Origin of the sequence: Bacteroides mediterraneensis, from assembly GCF_025993685.1 — a bacterium.
In the GTDB taxonomy this organism is placed as follows: domain Bacteria; phylum Bacteroidota; class Bacteroidia; order Bacteroidales; family Bacteroidaceae; genus Phocaeicola; species Phocaeicola mediterraneensis_A.
Genome location: NZ_DAJPEN010000001.1, coordinates 4,334,673 through 4,352,296, shown reverse-complemented (window position 1 = coordinate 4,352,296; position 17,624 = coordinate 4,334,673). Strand labels below are relative to the sequence as shown.

General features: G+C 49.6%; 11 protein-coding genes. 2 read left to right on the top strand and 9 right to left on the bottom strand.

All coding sequences use genetic code 11. From position 1 onward, the window contains the following. Positions 1-151: 151 nt before the first annotated feature. From asnS to OIM59_RS18385, 7 genes are all read right to left on the bottom strand, one after another. On the bottom strand, positions 152-1,555 hold the full coding sequence (asnS, locus tag OIM59_RS18415) for an asparagine--tRNA ligase (RefSeq protein WP_022352836.1): 1,404 nt from the start codon (positions 1,553-1,555) through the stop codon (positions 152-154). 83 nt (positions 1,556-1,638) lie between these two features. Beyond that, on the bottom strand, positions 1,639-2,955 hold the full coding sequence (locus tag OIM59_RS18410) for a pseudouridine synthase (protein ID WP_299170605.1): 1,317 nt from the start codon (positions 2,953-2,955) through the stop codon (positions 1,639-1,641). Between the two features lie 64 nt (positions 2,956-3,019). Continuing rightward, complete coding sequence (purB, locus tag OIM59_RS18405) at positions 3,020-4,366, bottom strand: adenylosuccinate lyase (RefSeq protein ID WP_299170710.1); 1,347 nt, start codon at positions 4,364-4,366, stop codon at positions 3,020-3,022. A 123-nt stretch (positions 4,367-4,489) separates the two neighbouring features. Further along, positions 4,490-5,803, bottom strand: a complete 1,314-nt coding sequence (locus tag OIM59_RS18400; protein ID WP_303898076.1) for an NAD(P)-dependent oxidoreductase — start codon at positions 5,801-5,803, stop codon at positions 4,490-4,492. Positions 5,804-5,996: 193 nt separating this feature from the next. Then, positions 5,997-8,300 carry a beta-galactosidase gene (locus tag OIM59_RS18395; RefSeq protein WP_299170712.1) on the bottom strand — a complete coding sequence of 768 codons (2,304 nt, stop codon included), beginning with the start codon at positions 8,298-8,300 and terminating at the stop codon, positions 5,997-5,999. Between the two features lie 146 nt (positions 8,301-8,446). After that, positions 8,447-10,942 carry an alpha-L-arabinofuranosidase C-terminal domain-containing protein gene (locus tag OIM59_RS18390; RefSeq protein ID WP_303898074.1) on the bottom strand — a complete coding sequence of 832 codons (2,496 nt, stop codon included), beginning with the start codon at positions 10,940-10,942 and terminating at the stop codon, positions 8,447-8,449. Between the two features lie 25 nt (positions 10,943-10,967). Continuing rightward, a complete protein-coding gene (locus OIM59_RS18385) occupies positions 10,968-12,890 on the bottom strand; it encodes a family 43 glycosylhydrolase (RefSeq protein ID WP_303898073.1) in 1,923 nt (640 codons plus the stop codon). 204 nt (positions 12,891-13,094) lie between these two features. On the opposite strand from OIM59_RS18385, the gene OIM59_RS18380 reads away from it, so the two are divergent. Together OIM59_RS18380 and OIM59_RS18375 are read left to right on the top strand one after the other, a co-directional pair. Further along, the gene (locus tag OIM59_RS18380; protein ID WP_072543855.1) at positions 13,095-14,054 is read left to right on the top strand and encodes a calcium/sodium antiporter; all 960 of its coding nucleotides are present in this window, start codon (positions 13,095-13,097) and stop codon (positions 14,052-14,054) included. Positions 14,055-14,077: 23 nt separating this feature from the next. Then, positions 14,078-14,446: a hypothetical protein gene (locus OIM59_RS18375; RefSeq protein WP_303898072.1), complete on the top strand. Its 369-nt coding sequence runs from the start codon at positions 14,078-14,080 to the stop codon at positions 14,444-14,446. An 89-nt stretch (positions 14,447-14,535) separates the two neighbouring features. Here OIM59_RS18375 and OIM59_RS18370 read toward each other — a convergent pair whose 3' ends face one another. Beyond that, the gene (locus tag OIM59_RS18370) at positions 14,536-16,566 is read right to left on the bottom strand and encodes a hypothetical protein (protein WP_303898071.1); all 2,031 of its coding nucleotides are present in this window, start codon (positions 16,564-16,566) and stop codon (positions 14,536-14,538) included. 4 nt (positions 16,567-16,570) lie between these two features. Next, positions 16,571-17,548: a family 43 glycosylhydrolase gene (locus OIM59_RS18365; RefSeq protein WP_303898069.1), complete on the bottom strand. Its 978-nt coding sequence runs from the start codon at positions 17,546-17,548 to the stop codon at positions 16,571-16,573. Positions 17,549-17,624: the final 76 nt, after the last annotated feature.

Here is a 17,624-nt window from a genome sequence, read left to right as displayed (position 1 = left end):
AAAGTATTAGAATTGCCCGTTAGGTTATTCACAAAATTATAAAATAATTTGAAAATCACGCATTTTATACACCTTTTTCTACCCTAAAACATAAAAAAAAGTCATTCCGACGGGAATGACTTTTTTCTTCTTGCACGTATATTATCTTCTTTTAGAATTCGGCATTACGCGGAGTACGCGGGAACGGAATCACGTCACGGATGTTCGACATACCAGTCACAAACAACAGCAGACGCTCAAAACCCAGTCCGAAACCAGAATGAGGACATGAACCATACTTACGCGTATCCAGATACCACCACATGTCTTTCATCGGAATATGCAACTCCTGAATGCGAGTCAGCAGCTTGTCATAATCTGCCTCACGCTCTGAGCCACCGATAATTTCGCCAATTTTCGGGAACAATACATCCATCGCACGCACGGTCTTGCCGTCTTCGTTCTGCTTCATATAGAAAGCCTTGATTTCCTTCGGATAATCCGTCAAAATAACCGGACGTTTGAAATGTTCTTCCACCAGGAAACGTTCATGTTCTGAGGCCAAGTCCACACCCCAGTAAACCGGGAATTCAAACTTGTGTCCGTTGGCTACCGCCTCTTCCAGAATCTTGATACCTTCCGTATAAGGCAGACGTACGAAAGACTCTTTCAAAACTCCTTGCAGACGTTCAATCAAGCCCTTATCAAACATGTCATTCAGGAACTTCACATCGTCGTAACAGTTGTCCAAAGCCCACTGCACGCAATATTTGATGAATTCCTCTGCCAAATCCATGTTATCGTTGATATCATTGAAAGCCACTTCCGGTTCAATCATCCAGAACTCAGCCAAGTGACGCGGCGTATTGGAGTTTTCCGCACGGAAGGTCGGTCCGAAAGTATAAATAGCTCCCAAGGCAGTAGCTGCCAGCTCACCTTCCAGCTGCCCGGAAACCGTCAGGCTGGTCTGTCTTCCAAAGAAATCATTGTCATAAATGATAGACCCGTTTTCATCCTTCTTCAGGTCATAGAGGTTCATGGTCGTTACCTGGAACATCTGTCCTGCCCCTTCGCAGTCGGAAGCGGTAATCAACGGAGTATGGAAATAGAAGAAACCTCTTTCATGGAAGAACTTATGAATGGCAATTGCCATGTTATGACGGATACGGAATACGGCACCAAACGTATTCGTACGTGGACGCAAATGAGCGATTTCACGCAAAAACTCCATGGAGTGTCCTTTCTTCTGCAACGGATAAGTATTGTCGCAAGTACCCAGTACCTCAATTTCACGTGCCTGGATTTCGGCAGCCTGACCGGCACCGACTGACTTCACCAGTTCTCCGTTCACGCTCAGACATGCACCGGTTGTAATCAGTTTCAGCAATTCCTCGTCGAAATTAGCCAGGTCGACCACAATCTGCACATTATTTATAGTAGAACCATCATTCAATGCAATAAAGTTTACTTGCTTGCTACCACGGCGAGTACGCACCCAACCTTTCACATTGACCATCGCGCCAAAATCTTCACGCTTCAGCAGGTCAACAATTTTTGTTCTACGAATTGTTTCCATTTTGATTCTCTGTTTTATCAATTAACCTAAAAAACACAGAGATATTTGGTGTCCGCCTATCCCTGTGTTCCATTTATTTCTCATTATTCAAAAGACCCCATGCGCAACATGGCCACTTCCTGTTCCGTCAAGTAGCGCCAGTCACCCCGGCGAAGTCCTTTCTTGGTCAGTCCGGCGAAATACACACGGTCCAGTTTCACTACCCGGTATCCCAGCGATTCGAAAATACGACGCACGATACGGTTCTTTCCGGAGTGGATTTCAATGCCTACCTGCGACTTGTCCGTGTCCGATGCATAACTGATGGCATCGGCATGGATTTCACCGTCGTCGAGTGTGATACCCTGTACAATCTGATCCAAATCCGCCTTAGTCACGTTCTTGTCGCAATATACATGGTAGATTTTCTTCTTCAGGAACTTCGGATGCGTCAGTTTGGAAGCCAAATCCCCATCATTCGTCAACAGAAGTACACCTGTAGTATTGCGGTCCAGACGTCCCACCGGATAAATGCGTTCCTTGCAGGCACCTTTCACGAAATCCATCACCGTCTTGCGTTCCTGAGGATCGTCGGAAGTCGTCACACAATCTTTCGGTTTGTTGAGCAACACATAGACCTTGCGTTCAATGTTCACCGGCTGGTCGTGGAATTTCACTTCATCCGAACGTTTCACCTTCGTACCCAGTTCCGTCACGATTTCACCGTTCACTGAAACCACTCCGGCAGTGATGAATTCATCCGCTTCACGGCGAGAGCAGATTCCCGCATTGGCCAGGAACTTGTTCAAACGAATCGGTTCATCCGGGTCGGTCAGCACATCCTTGTACTCAATCTGCTTCTTCATGCTGTATTTCGCATTCGGATTGTAGTCGGCCGTACGCGGACGGTACCCTCCTTGCGGACGTCCATAACCACCTTGCTGTCCACCGTTATTGAAACGCGGACGATAGGAACGCTGTTCACCACCCTGCTGTCCGCCATTGTTGAAGCGCGGACGATACGGGCGCTGCTCACCCCCCTCATTGTTGTTATTATACGGACGGTTGCCGTAAGAACGCTGGGGACGTCCTCCATTGTTGTTATTGAAACGCGGGTTGTAAGAAGAGCGCTGTTCGCCTCCTTCATTGTTATACGGACGGTTGCCATAAGGACGCTGCGGACGATTGCCGTAGCCACCTCTCTGCGGACGGTCCTCCCCGTTGTTGTTATTGAAACGAGGATTATAGGAAGAGCGATAACCCTCTCCCCCCTCTCTATTGTTGTTATACGGACGGCGACCGTAGCTGTTGCTTTTCTCGCCTCTACCGTACTTATTATACCCTTCTCTGTTATAAGACTTGTAACCATCGCGGCCAGACTGGCTGTTTTCGCCTTCCTGTCTGAATTCTTTTTCTGCCATAATTTTTCTGTTTAATGCTAATTAATACTCTGACACCCTCTCGGGCGATATTTATTGTTTTAAGTTATACTCCAGTATAGTTGTGCGGAGTAATCGCACGCAATTCTTTTTTGATGTCTTCACTCACGTTCAGTGTCTCGATAAAGTCCTTGATGGATGCTTCCGTAATAGCCTGGTTCGTACGAGTCAAAGCCTTCAGGGCTTCATACGGATGCGGATAAGCTTCGCGACGCAGAATCGTCTGAATAGCTTCAGCCACTACGCTCCAGCAGTTATCCAGGTCTTCATAAATCTTATGCTCGTTCAGCAGCAATTTGCCGAGGCCCTTCAAGGAACTCTGGATGGCAATGATAGTATGTCCGAACGGTACACCGATGTTACGCAATACCGTAGAGTCGGTCAAGTCACGCTGCAGACGAGATATCGGCAGCTTGGAAGACAGATGTGCAAAAATGGCGTTGGCCATTCCCAGATTACCTTCCGCATTTTCAAAGTCAATCGGGTTCACCTTATGCGGCATGGCACTGGAGCCCACTTCGCCCGCTTTGATTTTCTGCTTGAAGTACTCCATGGAGATATATTGCCAGAAGTCGCGGTTCATGTCAATCATGATGGTATTGATCCGCTTCATGGCATCAAAGATAGCTCCCAGTCCGTCATAGTTAGAAATCTGTGTGGTATATTCTTCCCGTTCCAGCCCCAGTTTTTCCGATACAAACTTGTTGCCGAATGCCTTCCAGTCATACTCCGGATAAGCCACGTGATGGGCGTTGTAGTTGCCGGTAGCCCCACCGAACTTCGCGGTCAGCGGACAAGCTTTCAATACGGCCAGCTGACGGTTCAGACGATACACAAAGACCATGATTTCTTTTCCCAGACGAGTCGGGGAAGCCGGCTGTCCGTGTGTTTTTGCCAGCATCGGAATGTCCTTCCATTCTTCCGCATACGTTGTCAGCTGGTCAATCAGCTTCTGAATCTGCGGATAATAAACTTCTTCCAGCGCATCTTTAATCGACAAGGGGACAGAAGTATTGTTGATATCCTGGGAAGTCAGTCCGAAATGGATGAATTCCTTGTAAGGTTCCAGTCCGCCCAGTTTATCAAACTGCTCCTTGATGAAATACTCTACAGCCTTCACATCGTGGTTGGTCACACTTTCGATTTCCTTGATACGTGCCGCATCAGCTTCCGAAAAGTTGCGGTAAATATCACGGAGAGACTCAAAACGAGCCGCGTCGAATGAACTCAACTGCGGCAACGGCAGCTCACACAAGGTAATGAAATATTCAATTTCCACCCGCACACGATATTTCATGAGTGCATATTCAGAAAAATAAGCAGCCAAAGCTCCCGCTTTGCTTCTGTACCGCCCGTCAATCGGCGATACAGCTGTGAGTAAATCAAGCTCCATCATTGTCGTAAATTATTTTTGGTATCTAATTTCTACACTTTCCTTTGAATTCGCGAAATTAATGCTTTTTCCTGAGTTATCAGGAGATACCGCTTAAACTTTAGTATTTATTTTATAATTAGGTCATTCACTCAATAATTTTATGGCATCCACATACTGCGCGATGCCCACCGCCACACTCTTGGCCGCCTTCATGGCCATCACCACAGTCTGCGGCCGATGGACCACATCACCTCCAGCAAAGACTCCCTTGCGACTGGTCATGCCAAACGGACGTTCCTTCACCAGTACATAGCCGTTATCGTCGGTGTCAATGCCTTCGGTCGTAGATACAATCCGGCTGGCCGGACGAGAACCTACCGCCAGGCAGATGCGGTCAAAGGCATATTCCTTGACACCCTCCGGGGTGTTGGCCCGCAAGCCGACAACCTTTCCTTCCGCATCGCCCATAAATTCTGTAGTAGAGGTCTGCCACAGGAATTTCACTCCCTCCTGCAAGGCCGCCTGATACTCTGCCTGGATGGCCGGCATGTCGGCTTCCGTGCGACGGTACACAATGGTCACACTAGCAGCTCCCATACGTACAGCCGTACGGGCTGCATCCATGGCTACGTTGCCGCATCCCATCACGGCCACATGCTCACCTTCAATGACCGGCACCTTGTCACGTCCCACTGTACCTTCGTTGTAGATATTAGCCATGTGCAACAGGTACGTGGCTTGAATGACACCACGCAGTCCGGCCCCCGGAATATCCAGTGACTTCGGCAACGCCGTACCCGAACCGATAAAAATGGCATCATAGCCTTGTGCAAAAATGTCATCGATGTTCAATTGTTTCCCCACCACACAATTCAGTATAAAAGTAACTCCCAGCGCTTCAATCTTCTGGATTTCCTGACGTACCACCTGTTTGGGCAAGCGGTATTCCGGAATACCGTACATCAAGACTCCGCCGGCTTCCGCCTGACTTTCAAAAATGGTTACATTGAAACCCTGGCGGGCCAAGTCGCCCGCCACAGTCAGTCCGGCAGGGCCCGAACCGATGACGGCCACCTTTCCACGGGTTTTCTGCGGCAGTTTCTCACGAATCAAATTCATCTCCGTATCAAAATCAGCGATGAAGCGTTCCAGCTTTCCGATTTCAATACCTTTCCCTTTCGGATAGAGCACACAATGTCCCTGACACTGTTTTTCATGCGGACAGACACGGCCGCAGATAGCGGGCAGATTGCTTTTTTCATTGATAATCGCCATGGCGTTTCCCATGTTTCCCTTCGACAGTTCATGGATGAATTCCGGAATGTCATTCTCAATCGGGCATCCCTTCTTGCAGGAAGGATGCTTGCAATTCAGGCAACGCTTGGCTTCCGCAATGGCCTCTTTTAATGTATAACTTTCGTTTATTTCCTTAAATGTCGGTTTTGAATCGTTCATTCTTTCATCTGTTATCCGATGCAAACTTTCCTTGCATACCTAATTTCACATTGGGCGGCAAAGTTCGTAAAAAAATGTCATAAAGACATGGAATAAAGGGATTTTTCTTCCATCAGACAAAAAAATATCCCGCAGACTTGCTGTCCGCGGGATATCCCTCCTGAATTACCTTAAGTTCTATACGAACTGAAAATCAATATGTAAAATCTGCTTTCTTTACATATACTTTGTAATCCTTTATCAAACCTGGCGCACCGGCCTCCGCGCGAGGCAGCATACGGAAACCTGTCACCTGATATTCTTTTCCTAAATCTATGACAATCTGATGCGGATAAGCGGTATTGTCCACCGTCTGCCAGAAGGTACTTTCCTGTAAATCGAACACCTTGTCGGCTGTACGGTTACCACTGCGGGTTTCTTCACTGTCGGCATAGACAATCTTCCAGCTTTCGCGGGAAACCGGTTTTCCGTCTGCACCCAACACATCCATCTCTGCCACAGCGGCAATGTTGGTACCGTCGTAGTTGGAAACACCTTCCAGACAGAAGTAACGTCCGGCTACCGGCTGTGCAAAGCGTACTTCCTGCCAGCCGTTGCCTGCCTTGAACGTACCTGTCATCACCGGCTTCTCAGCTTTCAGGTTCAGGTTCTGACCGTCTTTACGATGGGTTTCCGGAGCCTTTTCACGCAACATGTCCAATATCGGTTTTTCCACGCCGACCACTTTGGCTTCGGCCGGGCCCTTCAAATCGAGCACAATGATTTCATTCTCGCCTTCCTTCAGCCAACACCCCGGCATGTACAGGGTCTGCTGTGGACCGATTTCCCAGAAACGTCCCATGGCATGTCCGTTTACCCAGACCATTCCTTTCCCCCAGGTCTGCATGTCCAGGAAAGTATCACCGGTCTTGTCCAGATGGAAAGTGGCTTTATAATAGGCAGGACCCTCCACCGGTTTACCTGCCTGATAGTTTTTCTGACTCACAAATTCATAGAACGGAGGTAAGTTATACACGGTCCAGCCCTTCAGTTCCTGTGCCTGGTCGCCATTGACCACCTCTACCTTCTTTGAGATTCCTTTCCGGTCGTGGATAGATTTGTCAAAATTCACACGTCCCATGGCTTCTACCAGAATGTCCAGCTGGGTACCTTTCTTCAAGGTTTCCTTTAACGGCAAGGTAAATTCACCGTGACGACGGTCCAGACGTCCCAACAGTTTACCGTTGGCAAACACCTGTGCCCAGTCGTGTACTTCGTCGATGTGCAGGGTACCTTTCACATCTTCTTTCAAAGTCGTGCGATACAGAATCGTTCCCCAGCCCTGGTCGAACATTTCCATCGGCTGGATATCTTCCGACTGCTTAGGCTGCGGCAGATTGTTGAACAACGGAGCCACCTTCCAGTCTGTAATGGCCGGCACGGAAATCACCGGATACTGTGCCGGAGGTTCAGGCAGGGTTTCTCCTTCCGGAAGATATTGCTTCAACAAGTCGCGCAACTGGAAATATTTCGGAGTAGTCCATCCGGCCTCACTGATAGGCGCATCATAATCGTATGAACTGCACATGGCCGAATAAGCCGGATTGTTGGCACCGCCCCACCAGCCGAAGGTCGTACCTCCGTGGGTCATATACAAGCTGAACGAAATGTTCCGGTCCAGCATGTCCTTGATACCGCTCACCATGGTAGCCGCATCACGGGTCTCATGCTTCCGTCCCCAGTGGTCAAACCAGCCGCTCCAGAACTCGCTGCACATCATCGGTGTTTCCGGACGCAACGATTTCAGCTTCTTGAACTGCTCGTCAATATTGGCACCCGTACCGAAGTTGACCGTCCATAACAAATCATCCAGCGCATTGTTGGTGAAGTTGGAACTCCAGTCACACTGGAAGAGTGGCACGTCGGTGAAGCCCGCCTTCTTCACGATGTCGCGGATGGCCGATACGTAAGGCTTGTTGATGCCATACGAACCGTATTCATTTTCCACCTGTACCATGATGATGTTTCCCCCATGGGAAAGCTGCAAGTCGGCCAGCTGTTTGCCTACCTCGTTCATAAAGATACCTACCCGTTCCATGTAGTAAGGGTCGAGTGTACGCAGCTGCACATCTTTTTTCTTCAGCAACCACCAAGGCAGTCCGCCCATTTCCCATTCTGCACAAACGTACGGTCCCGGACGTACAATGACATACATTCCGTGTTTTTGTGCCAGACGGCAGAACTTGGCAATGTCCTTATTTCCTGAAAAATCAAACTCTCCCGGATGCTGTTCATGCAAGTTCCAAAAGACATATAGACAAAGCGTATTCATGCCCAATGCCTTGCACGAAAGGATACGCTGTTCCCAGTAAGGTTCCGGAATACGCGGATAATGCACCTCGGCAGCCTTTACCACAAAAGGCTTCCCGTTCAACAGAAATGTTCCCTTCCCCACCTCAAAAGTTTCCTTTACGGTAGTTTCTTCTCCTGCCGGCGCAGCCGCCGAAGCAGAAAGCATTCCCCAAGAGAACAATAAAGAAAGGCCTACGCCCCATAATGTGTGTTTGTATTTCATGATATACTTCATTAATGTTTGAGGCAAATATAGACCTTTCCTTCTATTTTAATCTATCAAAAATCTGTCAAAAACGAGATAAGAATCAATCAGTTCCTTTCTTTTTCCGAATGAATGCGGATTACGCTCAAAGAATAGGCAGGCATCTCATATTGAGACAAATCCGCCACCGGGATCTCCTTCTTCACAGGACGGGCCTGCCGGTCGGTCGGACTTCCGGAAAGTACGTGCAGGGTAGCCTGTCCTTCCTGCAATGTCAACCCATTCAACTGAGTCTTGACTGGAACCGGCAGCAGGTTGACCAGCTTCACAATCACATCGCCCGTCTTGCTGTCGCGTACCACCGACGTACCGATCCGGCGCTGTACATCCTGACGGGAGTTGTCTATCCGCCGGTCGGCCGGCAAATACATGTCACCGGCATTCTGCCCGTAAAGCTGCTGGACGTAATAACCCACGGTCGGTTTCACTTCCTTGTTGTTGAAATAAATCAAGTCGGGATTCCACTGGGTATGTCCTTCCTTGGCCAGCAACGGCGCATACGAAGTCATGGATACCACATCGCCGTTCCGTTCGACGGACGTCAGGTACAAGGCCTCAGCCAAGGCCGTTTCAATGTTGTTCGGACGACCGGGCAAGTGAGCAGCATACTCTCCCAGGTATACTTTGGGTTTGGAACGGTCGTAACGGTCGTAATAGTCCTGATTATTGATAAACCAACCCGGTGTATTATAATAGTGTTCGTCTACCATCGGCACCTGCAGGCGGGTAGCAAATTTCCATCCCGCTTCGTAGTCTGAACCTTCATAGAAAGGACCTACCGTACCGATGACAGTGATTTCCGGATAGTTTTCTTGGATGGCCTTGAAAATCATCTCAAAGCGTTCTTCAAAAATCGGAGTAATCAAATCTTCGTTGCCGATGCCGATGTATTTCAGGTTGAACGGTTTCGGATGTCCGGCTTCGGCCCGCATCCTGGCCCATTTGTTGGTCTTCGGGTCGCCGTTGGCATATTCAATCAAGTCCAGGATGTCCTGCACGTAGGCATCCATTTCCTCCATGGGGATACCTCCCTGCTGTCCGCCGCTCAAAGGCTTGCCCGGGATACAGGCTGAATTCTGGCATGGCACTCCAGCGGCCAGGACTGGCAACGGTTCTGCCCCTATATCTTCGCAGAACTGGAAATATTCGAAATATCCCAGCCCCAGCGTCTGATGATAACCCCACAGGTTCCGCATCGGCTTGCGGGCTTCCAGCGGACCGACGGAATTTTTCCAACGGTAAATATTGTCAATTCCGTTTCCATGGGCCACACAACCGCCCGGGAAACGCATAAAACGAGGATGCAAGTCGGCCAAAGTCTGGGCCAAATCGGCTCTCAACCCGTTCTTGCGTCCTTTGAAGGTCTTTTGCGGGAAGAGTGAAATCATGTCCAAATGCAGTTCTCCCGTCAGTTCCGGCTCCAGTGAAAGGACCGCTGCCTCCACATCGGCCTGTGCCGTCAGCACCGCAGTCTGCTTCTTCCAGTCGCCCGCCTTCACCTTTACGGAAGACTGTGCCACTTCCTTGCCTTGGGCATCCAGCAAACGCACCACTATCTTTCCACCCTTGCTGCCCTCCGGTATAGAGGCAAAGAGAGAGAAATCATATTTCTCACCTTTTTTCAGCGTAATCCCGTCGAAGCCGGTATTGCGGAGAGACATTCCCGGTTTGGCCTGCCACACCACATAATGCGGATTATTGGCATGCAAGGGATGCTCCGTGCCCACCTGTACAGCCGACGACTGCCCGTTCTCCCATATACTCCAGGCATAACCACTGTCAAATCCTTGAGGGGCCCCATCTTTCGAAGAATATTCAAAATCACGGTTCTGAACCAGTTCGGCATAGAGCCCGCCATCGGCTCCGTAGTTGATGTCTTCAAAGAAAATCCCCATCAGTTTGTCACTGATAGGCTTGGCTTCTTCCGCACGGACCTTCAGCTGCAAGGATACAGGAGCCAACCCTGCAAAGCGTTGGCCATCCTGTTCCGTCCGTTCATTGTGCAATTGGTCTCTATAGGCCCGGTAGTCGACAAACTTCAACAGTCGGTCCACTTCCTCCCAGGCCACTTTCTGCATATATCCTTGTTCTACTACACCGTCCACAACCGCTTTCTTGCGGGTTTCACTACCCCGGATTCCAGTTCCTTCTCCCGGCGTCTGCAGGTAATACGTCTGCGGATTCCATTTCATCAAGTCTGGCGAAGTGGCCTGTCCCCACTCCTTTCCGCTTTCGTTCAACTGCCAGACACAATGCCATACGCCTTTTGCATCCCGCGTCAGATGAGGATTCAGCATGCGCTTCTCGGCCCCCCAGGTCCCGTAATCGCATTTCACATAGCCATACCCGTTGCCGATACTGAACCAACGGTCGGCATCCGGACTCCACGCCAGTTTCAACCCGCTGCGTCCCGCATCCTTTACAGTGGCATACGAGAACAAGTAGACCGAATCCGGTTCGTTCATCACTTCCTGCACGTGTGCCGATACAGGAAGACTGGTAAGGCAGACGCACAAAGCTGCCAAGTGTGTCAGGTGTTTCATAGAGTAAAAGATTTAATGAGAATAATTATTTGGATACTTTCACACGCTGGATGGTACCGTCGGCGTTGAACTCCATCCGGTCGATGCATACCTCGCGGTGTACGCCCGGACCTTTATCCTTGTCCAAGTAATTCTTGTTGATGCGGTGATAGACGATATACCATTCATCGGTTCCCGGTTTACGTACCACTGAATTATGTGCGGTCCCATAGATTTCCTGTGACGGGTCCTGTATCAGCACCACCGGGTCTTTGGCCACCTTAACCGGTCCCAGCGGAGAATCCGACGTACCGTAAGCCACATGATAGTTGGCTGAACCCGTATCATCTACCGACCACATGAAGTAGTAAGTACCCTGACGATAGAACACATAGGGAGCTTCACGGTACGCATAATCTTTCAGTGTCCCTCCCTTCGGAGTCAGCACTTTCAGGGTTTCCTTCTTGATGGATACCATGTCGTCGTTCAGTTCCGCACCGGCCATGTATCCGTTGCCCCAGTACAGATAAGACTTACCTGATACCGGATCAGTGAACACATCCACATCAATTTGCTGTCCATGTCCTACCGGAGAATCCGTCACAATGGGTTTGCCCATATCCTTGAAAGGACCTACCGGAGAATCGGCTACGGCCACGCCGATTTTCTTACCGGAATCGTCGTTCGGGTTACCGCTGTAATAGAAGAAATATTTGTATTTCCCGTCAATCAGTTTTTCCTCAATGGCCGGCGCCCAGGCATTTCCGTTGGCCCATGGTACCTGCGGTGAACGCAAGTCCAACATCACCCCTTCATACTGCCAGTCCTTCAGGTCGGCAGAAGAGAATACGGTGAAATACCATCCTCCCCATCCGGGCTGTCCGTCGGTGGTAGAATAGATGTAATAACGCTGCGTCTGATGAGAATACAGCACTTCGGGGTCGGCATGGAATCCCGGCAATGCAGGATTCACCGGCAATTCGCCCAGCTCGGCAGGCTTACCCCACTTGTCCGTGATGCGTTTCAGTTCGGCACGGGTAATCGGAATGATGGTACCGTGACGCGGATGGAAGTTCATCTTTACCGCATGGTCTATCACCTTGAAATGCTTCAGGTCGGTGGTTTCCGTAAACTGGTAAGCACCTTTCATATACACATCATACATCAGAATGTATTTGTCCTGTCCAATCAACTTGAACGTACCGGCACCTTCCACGGCTTCCTTGGTCTGCTGCTTGTAGTCCGGTTGTTCTTCCCACTTGCCGGAAGTCAACGCCCGGGTAGTTGCTACCTTGATGCCGTTGCCATGGCCTTCGGTCTTATAGAAGAGATGATATACCCCGTCTTTGAATACGATGTCCCCGTCGATGCAAGAGTTCTTGTCTTCCGGAATGAAAAGCGGTTTCGGTTCTCCTTCCAAGTCCGTGAAATCGTCATTGGCATACGCATAATAGATGACGTCCGGTCCTCCGGCATACTGCATGGAGAAATAGACCATGTATTTTCCTGCCTCTTTGTCGAAAATAGTCTGAGGTGCCCACACCCGTTTCAGTTTTTCCTGTCCCGGATAACGTTTCTGTATGTTCACCACCGAATGCGACCAGTTGACCAGGTCTGTCGATTTCAACAGCACCATCGCCCGGTTGGAATCCCATCCGTTATCGGAAACCATGTCGGTCACCACCATGTAAAACGTCTGGCCGTCTTCCCCTCTCAGAATGTGAGGGTCACGCACACCCCCCGTAGAACTGATTATCTTCGAATCAATCACCGGTTTGTTGTGATTCAAGGCATAGTAGGTATATCCATCCATACTTACCCCATAACATACCGCCTCTTCACTGATGTGGTTTCCCGTGAAATAAGTGAACAAATACGCGACATAATCTTTTTCATCCACCAGGGCGGCAGACAACGATTCCGAGATGAACGGAAGCAAAAACAATAAAGACAGGATTCTGTTTCTCATATACTTTACATGTTAACGTTTGGTGCAAAGATAGGAAATTGGTGTATTACATACAACAATTATTCATGCAAAAAAGAGAAGAAAATCATGCATTTCCCTCTCTTGTCTTTCTCTTATATTTAAAACGACAAATTTCGGTCTTTGCATATTCTTGCTTATATTTGCGACCAACAAACGGAAATAAAAACGAACCTAATTATGTGGATGAATTTACTTTTATTACTCGGCGGATTAGCCCTGATTCTGGTGGGAGCCAACGGGCTGACGGACGGAGCAGCTTCCGTTGCCAAACGCTTCCGCATCTCCGACCTGGTCATCGGACTGACCATCGTAGCCTTCGGCACTTCCGCTCCCGAACTGGTCATCAGTGTACTGTCCGCCTTGCAGGGAAGTGCGGAAATGGCCATCGGCAACGTAGTGGGAAGCAACATCTTCAATGTACTGATGATTATCGGATGTACCGCCTTGGTCCTTCCTATCCAGGTGGGACAAGGCACCCTGAGCAAGGAAATTCCGCTGGTCATCCTCTCGGCCCTGGTACTGACCTGCTTTGCCAACGACTGTCTGCTGGACGGAGGAAGCCAGAACATCATCAGCCGGATAGACGGTCTGGTGTTGCTGGGATTTTTCCTGATTTTCATGCGCTACACTTTCGCCATTGCCCGCAACGGGAATGAAGAGGACGACGAAGTACAGAAAGTGAAGGAACTGCCGGCCTGGAAGTCGGCGGTATATATTCTGGGAGGACTGGCCGGACTGATTTTCGGCGGACAGTTTTTCGTGGACGGAGCCAGTGGCATTGCCCGCTCCTTGGGGGTCAGCGATTCCATCATCGGCCTGACACTGGTGGCCGGAGGCACCTCCCTGCCCGAACTGGCGACTTCCGTCACGGCAGCCTTGAAAAAGAATCCGGGTATTGCCATCGGAAACGTGATTGGCAGCAACCTGTTCAATGTGTTCTTCGTGCTGGGATGCAGCGCCACCCTCTCCCCTCTCCCCATGGGTAATATCAACAACATCGACATGGCGGTCCTGGTAGGCTCTTCCATCCTTTTCTGGCTGGTGGGCTGGTTCTTCAAAAAACGGACCATCACCCGCATAGAAGGAGCCTTGCTGGTGATATGCTATGTAGCCTACACCGCTTTTCTTATTTCACAACAATAACCCTTACACAACCTACTTGAATCATGAAAAAAATCATTTACCTTTTGGGGCTCAGTCTGCTGGCCGCCTGTGGCTCAGGCCCCCAGAAAAACAGGGAAAATTCCGTGGAAGCCGTATCCCCCGACTCCATACGGATAGTACATGGCCAACTGCTGATGGGACACGAAGCCCAGAGTTTCACAATCGACGGAGATACCACGGCCTACTGGGTCAGTGACCCTTCGGGCACACTGGAAATCCGGTACAAGGCGGATCTTTCTCCAGAAGCTCCTCCGTATGCAGCCATACCGGCCCAACTGAAAGTACGTCTAAAGGGGCGTGCCACCGAAGGCTTTGCCGCTGAATACGACGGCGTGATGGAAGTGGTGGAAATACTCAGCGTAGGAGAATAAACGCACAGGATGGCTTCTGTGAAGAAATACTTCTTGCACGGCAAGCCATCCTGTTCCATCAAAGAAAATCCCGGAGAATTCCGGTCATTCTATTCCAAAAAACGCTCTGCACGCCCCGGTGACAGCAGCTCCCACAAAGAAGCGACCACCCATCCGGGCGCAAAGATATCATTGTAATACCCTTTGCCATTCTTTCCATAATCCCAGTTGGTATGCTGCACCACTTCGGGATAGAATCCTTTCTTGGCGATTCCACACAAATGGCCCTCGTAGGGCAACAGCTGCCGCATCGACGTACTGATGACATTCGAAAATGCAGTGAAACGAGGCTCATTGAATTCTTTCGCCAGCCAATGCAGCACATCGGCAAAGTCGAAAACGAACACATCAATGTGATTGTTTTCCACCGACACATTTCCCCAACCGCGTGTTTTCAGTCCCAAGTCGCCCAACATCTGTCCTTTGGCAAACGGTACGTCCCAGGTATAATACCACGACAAAGCAAAATAAGCCGCCTTTCTTGCCAGTTCGGCATAATGCGCCTGTTCCTTTCCTTTGGTCACCAAGGCCAGATAGTAAGCTGCCGTAGAAGCATACAAGGAAGCCTCCTTGTCCTCACAGTTCGCATCCAATGTCGAAGAAAAATAATCCGCCTTGGAAATCAGTTCCTTTTCCAAGTAGCCGACAGAGCGCTTCGCTGCTTCCAGATAACGTTTATCCTTAAAATACTTATACCCCATCACCAATGGAAGGGTAGCAGACGGAGTGCTTCCTCCGGAAGCATCCACAAGAGAGAAATCATCCTTGAACTTGCGCGGGAAACTGCCGTCGGAGTGCTGCAGACGCAAAAAGGCATCGAGCATGGTCTTCAGACGTGTTTCCCATTCCGGATGTTTCCGTCCCTGACGTTTTTCGTAATCCAGATAATACAACACCGCATACACGCCTTCCGACTGACGACGGATGCTATGGATGCTTTCCACAAAATTACGCTTGAAATGTACTACCTCGTTGAAAAATCCAGCCGCAGAAAATCCATGCTCCAGATAAGAATCAAAAATCTGGTTGGCATTGGCCACCAAATCCGGACGCTGCTTTTCTTCCCCATATTCCAAGGCATTAAACGCATTCAATAAGGTACGGCCCACAAAACCCACTTCGGCCACATCCAGCTTGTCGCACGTAGCCGTCTGCAATTCCACCCCGGAATAGTATTTCGTGACAGCATCGTCCACATAACTCTCCACAAAGAAATTACTCAACACCTCTTTCACAAAGTCGGTCGTATAAGGTGTTTCCACCGGAGCCGGCTTATACAAATCATAGCTGTATTCCCAAGCCTGCTTCACACAATCCGAGAAATCCGTTGCCTCCGTTTCGTGAATTTCCCAAGTCAGCGTCAAAGTCTCTCCTTTCTTCAGAAACTGATAGGCCTCGACCGAGGGAGCCAGCGTCAGCTTACGGATATAGGTTTTAGGAGCCTCCTTATAAGGATAACCGAAAGCCAGTGTTGCCGTACCCCCTACATTCTCAAATCCCGTATAACCGATGGAAGTTCTCCCTGAAAGAATCACCTCTCCCTCCTTGTGTGTAGTCAGGGCTTCCTCTCCAAAGGCTGACAGGCGAGTCACAGAGAGAGATTTCTTATTTTTCTCATCAAAAATCGTCGTCATCGGGGTACTCAAACGGTCTTCACGCACCACCCAGCTGTCTGAAGTATGGAAGGAAGGGGCCTCTTTGGGCGACCGCAAGTTCCGCCGGTACCAGAAGCCCGGCATGTAGAACAGACAGTCTTCATGGCGTGCATCCGACTTGAGCTGTTCGCCAAAATTAAAATAGACATCCTCCAGGGCCACAATCCATACGTGCACCTGCTTCGTCTGTCCCTCTCCCGTCACATTCTGATACAAGAGGACGGGCAACTTATGATGGCTTGACAACTGATAATCAAACTCACTCTCCGACAACGCATTTAACGTCAGCGGATACTGCACAGCCTTATTCCCCGGCACTTTCAAGGCTATGGAAGCCGATACATTCGACGGGCCATACTCAAAGGCATGTACCCCCAATACTCCCATCCCCAAAGCCATTACTGATAATAATCTTCTTAGGTTCATTGCATTATTCTTTAGTCTTAAAAAATGGTTTTTCCGCAGAAATAGAAGGACTCTGCCCGTCTACCACAGGCCATCCGTCCTTCCAGGAGACCTTATCGAGCATCAGGACCCGTCCGTCGGGATGCTTCACGCTCACCGCATGATACAGAATCCAGTCGTTCCCGGCCTCATCGGTCACGATTTCCGAATTGTGTCCGGTTCCCACAAACTGCGCATTCTTATGAATGAGCACCTCGTGATGATTGTCCAGCATGCCTTCTCCCTTTCTGTTCTCATAAGGGCCCAGCAAGTTTGCAGACCGTCCCACCACCGTCGTATAGGTGCTCTTCAATCCTTCACAGCAGCTTCCAACCGAAGCGAAAAGATAGTAATACCCGTCGCGTTTGTGAATATAAGTTCCCTCGTAAGCGGTTCCTGCCACCTGCTTCGGGGCTGCCCCCTCCTTCACCGCCAATCCGTCTTCGCGCAGTTCCACCGCATAAATACCGCTGAAACTTCCAAAGAACAAATATTTCTGTCCGCCTTCCTCCATGTAAAACGGATCGATGCAGTTTTGCACCTTCATGCCATTGCTCCGAAACATCATGCCGCAGTCCTTGAACGGTCCCTCCGGACGGTCGGCTACCGCACAACCAATGCCGCAAGTCCACTCTCCTCCCCAGACAGACATCGAGTAATACAACACATATTGATTGCCTATCTTGTTGATGTCGGGCGCCCAAAGCCCTCCGTCCGGTTCAAAATCAGGACGCGTGGCATCAGTAAACGCAGTCCCCACGAATTCCCAGTTCACCAAATCCCGGGAACGGTGAATCGGTAGATTACGGATATCCTCCGTGGCATAAAGATAGAAATAACCGTCATCCCCTTTGATAATGGAAGGGTCGGGCAGACTGTAATCAATCACCGGATTGGAATACTTGTCAGCCGCATACAGGCTGGATGAAAGAACGAGCCCCAAGAATAAACACTTGATTTTCATTTGTATCTCAAATTTAAAGTATATACGTGTACTTTTTGATTCCACACAAAGGTAAGCTCCTTCCTCCAAAAACTAT

What these genes read in the sequence shown, in the direction of transcription:
- asnS (WP_022352836.1), bottom strand. Translation starts at nt 1,555, where the DNA reads ATGGAAACAATTCGTAGAACAAAAATTGTTGACCTGCTGAAGCGTGAA.
- OIM59_RS18410 (WP_299170605.1), bottom strand. Translation starts at nt 2,955, where the DNA reads ATGGCAGAAAAAGAATTCAGACAGGAAGGCGAAAACAGCCAGTCTGGC.
- purB (WP_299170710.1), bottom strand. Translation starts at nt 4,366, where the DNA reads ATGGAGCTTGATTTACTCACAGCTGTATCGCCGATTGACGGGCGGTAC.
- OIM59_RS18400 (WP_303898076.1), bottom strand. Translation starts at nt 5,803, where the DNA reads ATGAACGATTCAAAACCGACATTTAAGGAAATAAACGAAAGTTATACA.
- OIM59_RS18395 (WP_299170712.1), bottom strand. Translation starts at nt 8,300, where the DNA reads ATGCTTTCTGCTTCGGCGGCTGCGCCGGCAGGAGAAGAAACTACCGTA.
- OIM59_RS18390 (WP_303898074.1), bottom strand. Translation starts at nt 10,942, where the DNA reads ATGAAACACCTGACACACTTGGCAGCTTTGTGCGTCTGCCTTACCAGT.
- OIM59_RS18385 (WP_303898073.1), bottom strand. Translation starts at nt 12,890, where the DNA reads ATGAGAAACAGAATCCTGTCTTTATTGTTTTTGCTTCCGTTCATCTCG.
- OIM59_RS18380 (WP_072543855.1), top strand. Translation starts at nt 13,095, where the DNA reads ATGAATTTACTTTTATTACTCGGCGGATTAGCCCTGATTCTGGTGGGA.
- OIM59_RS18375 (WP_303898072.1), top strand. Translation starts at nt 14,078, where the DNA reads ATGAAAAAAATCATTTACCTTTTGGGGCTCAGTCTGCTGGCCGCCTGT.
- OIM59_RS18370 (WP_303898071.1), bottom strand. Translation starts at nt 16,566, where the DNA reads ATGAACCTAAGAAGATTATTATCAGTAATGGCTTTGGGGATGGGAGTA.
- OIM59_RS18365 (WP_303898069.1), bottom strand. Translation starts at nt 17,548, where the DNA reads ATGAAAATCAAGTGTTTATTCTTGGGGCTCGTTCTTTCATCCAGCCTG.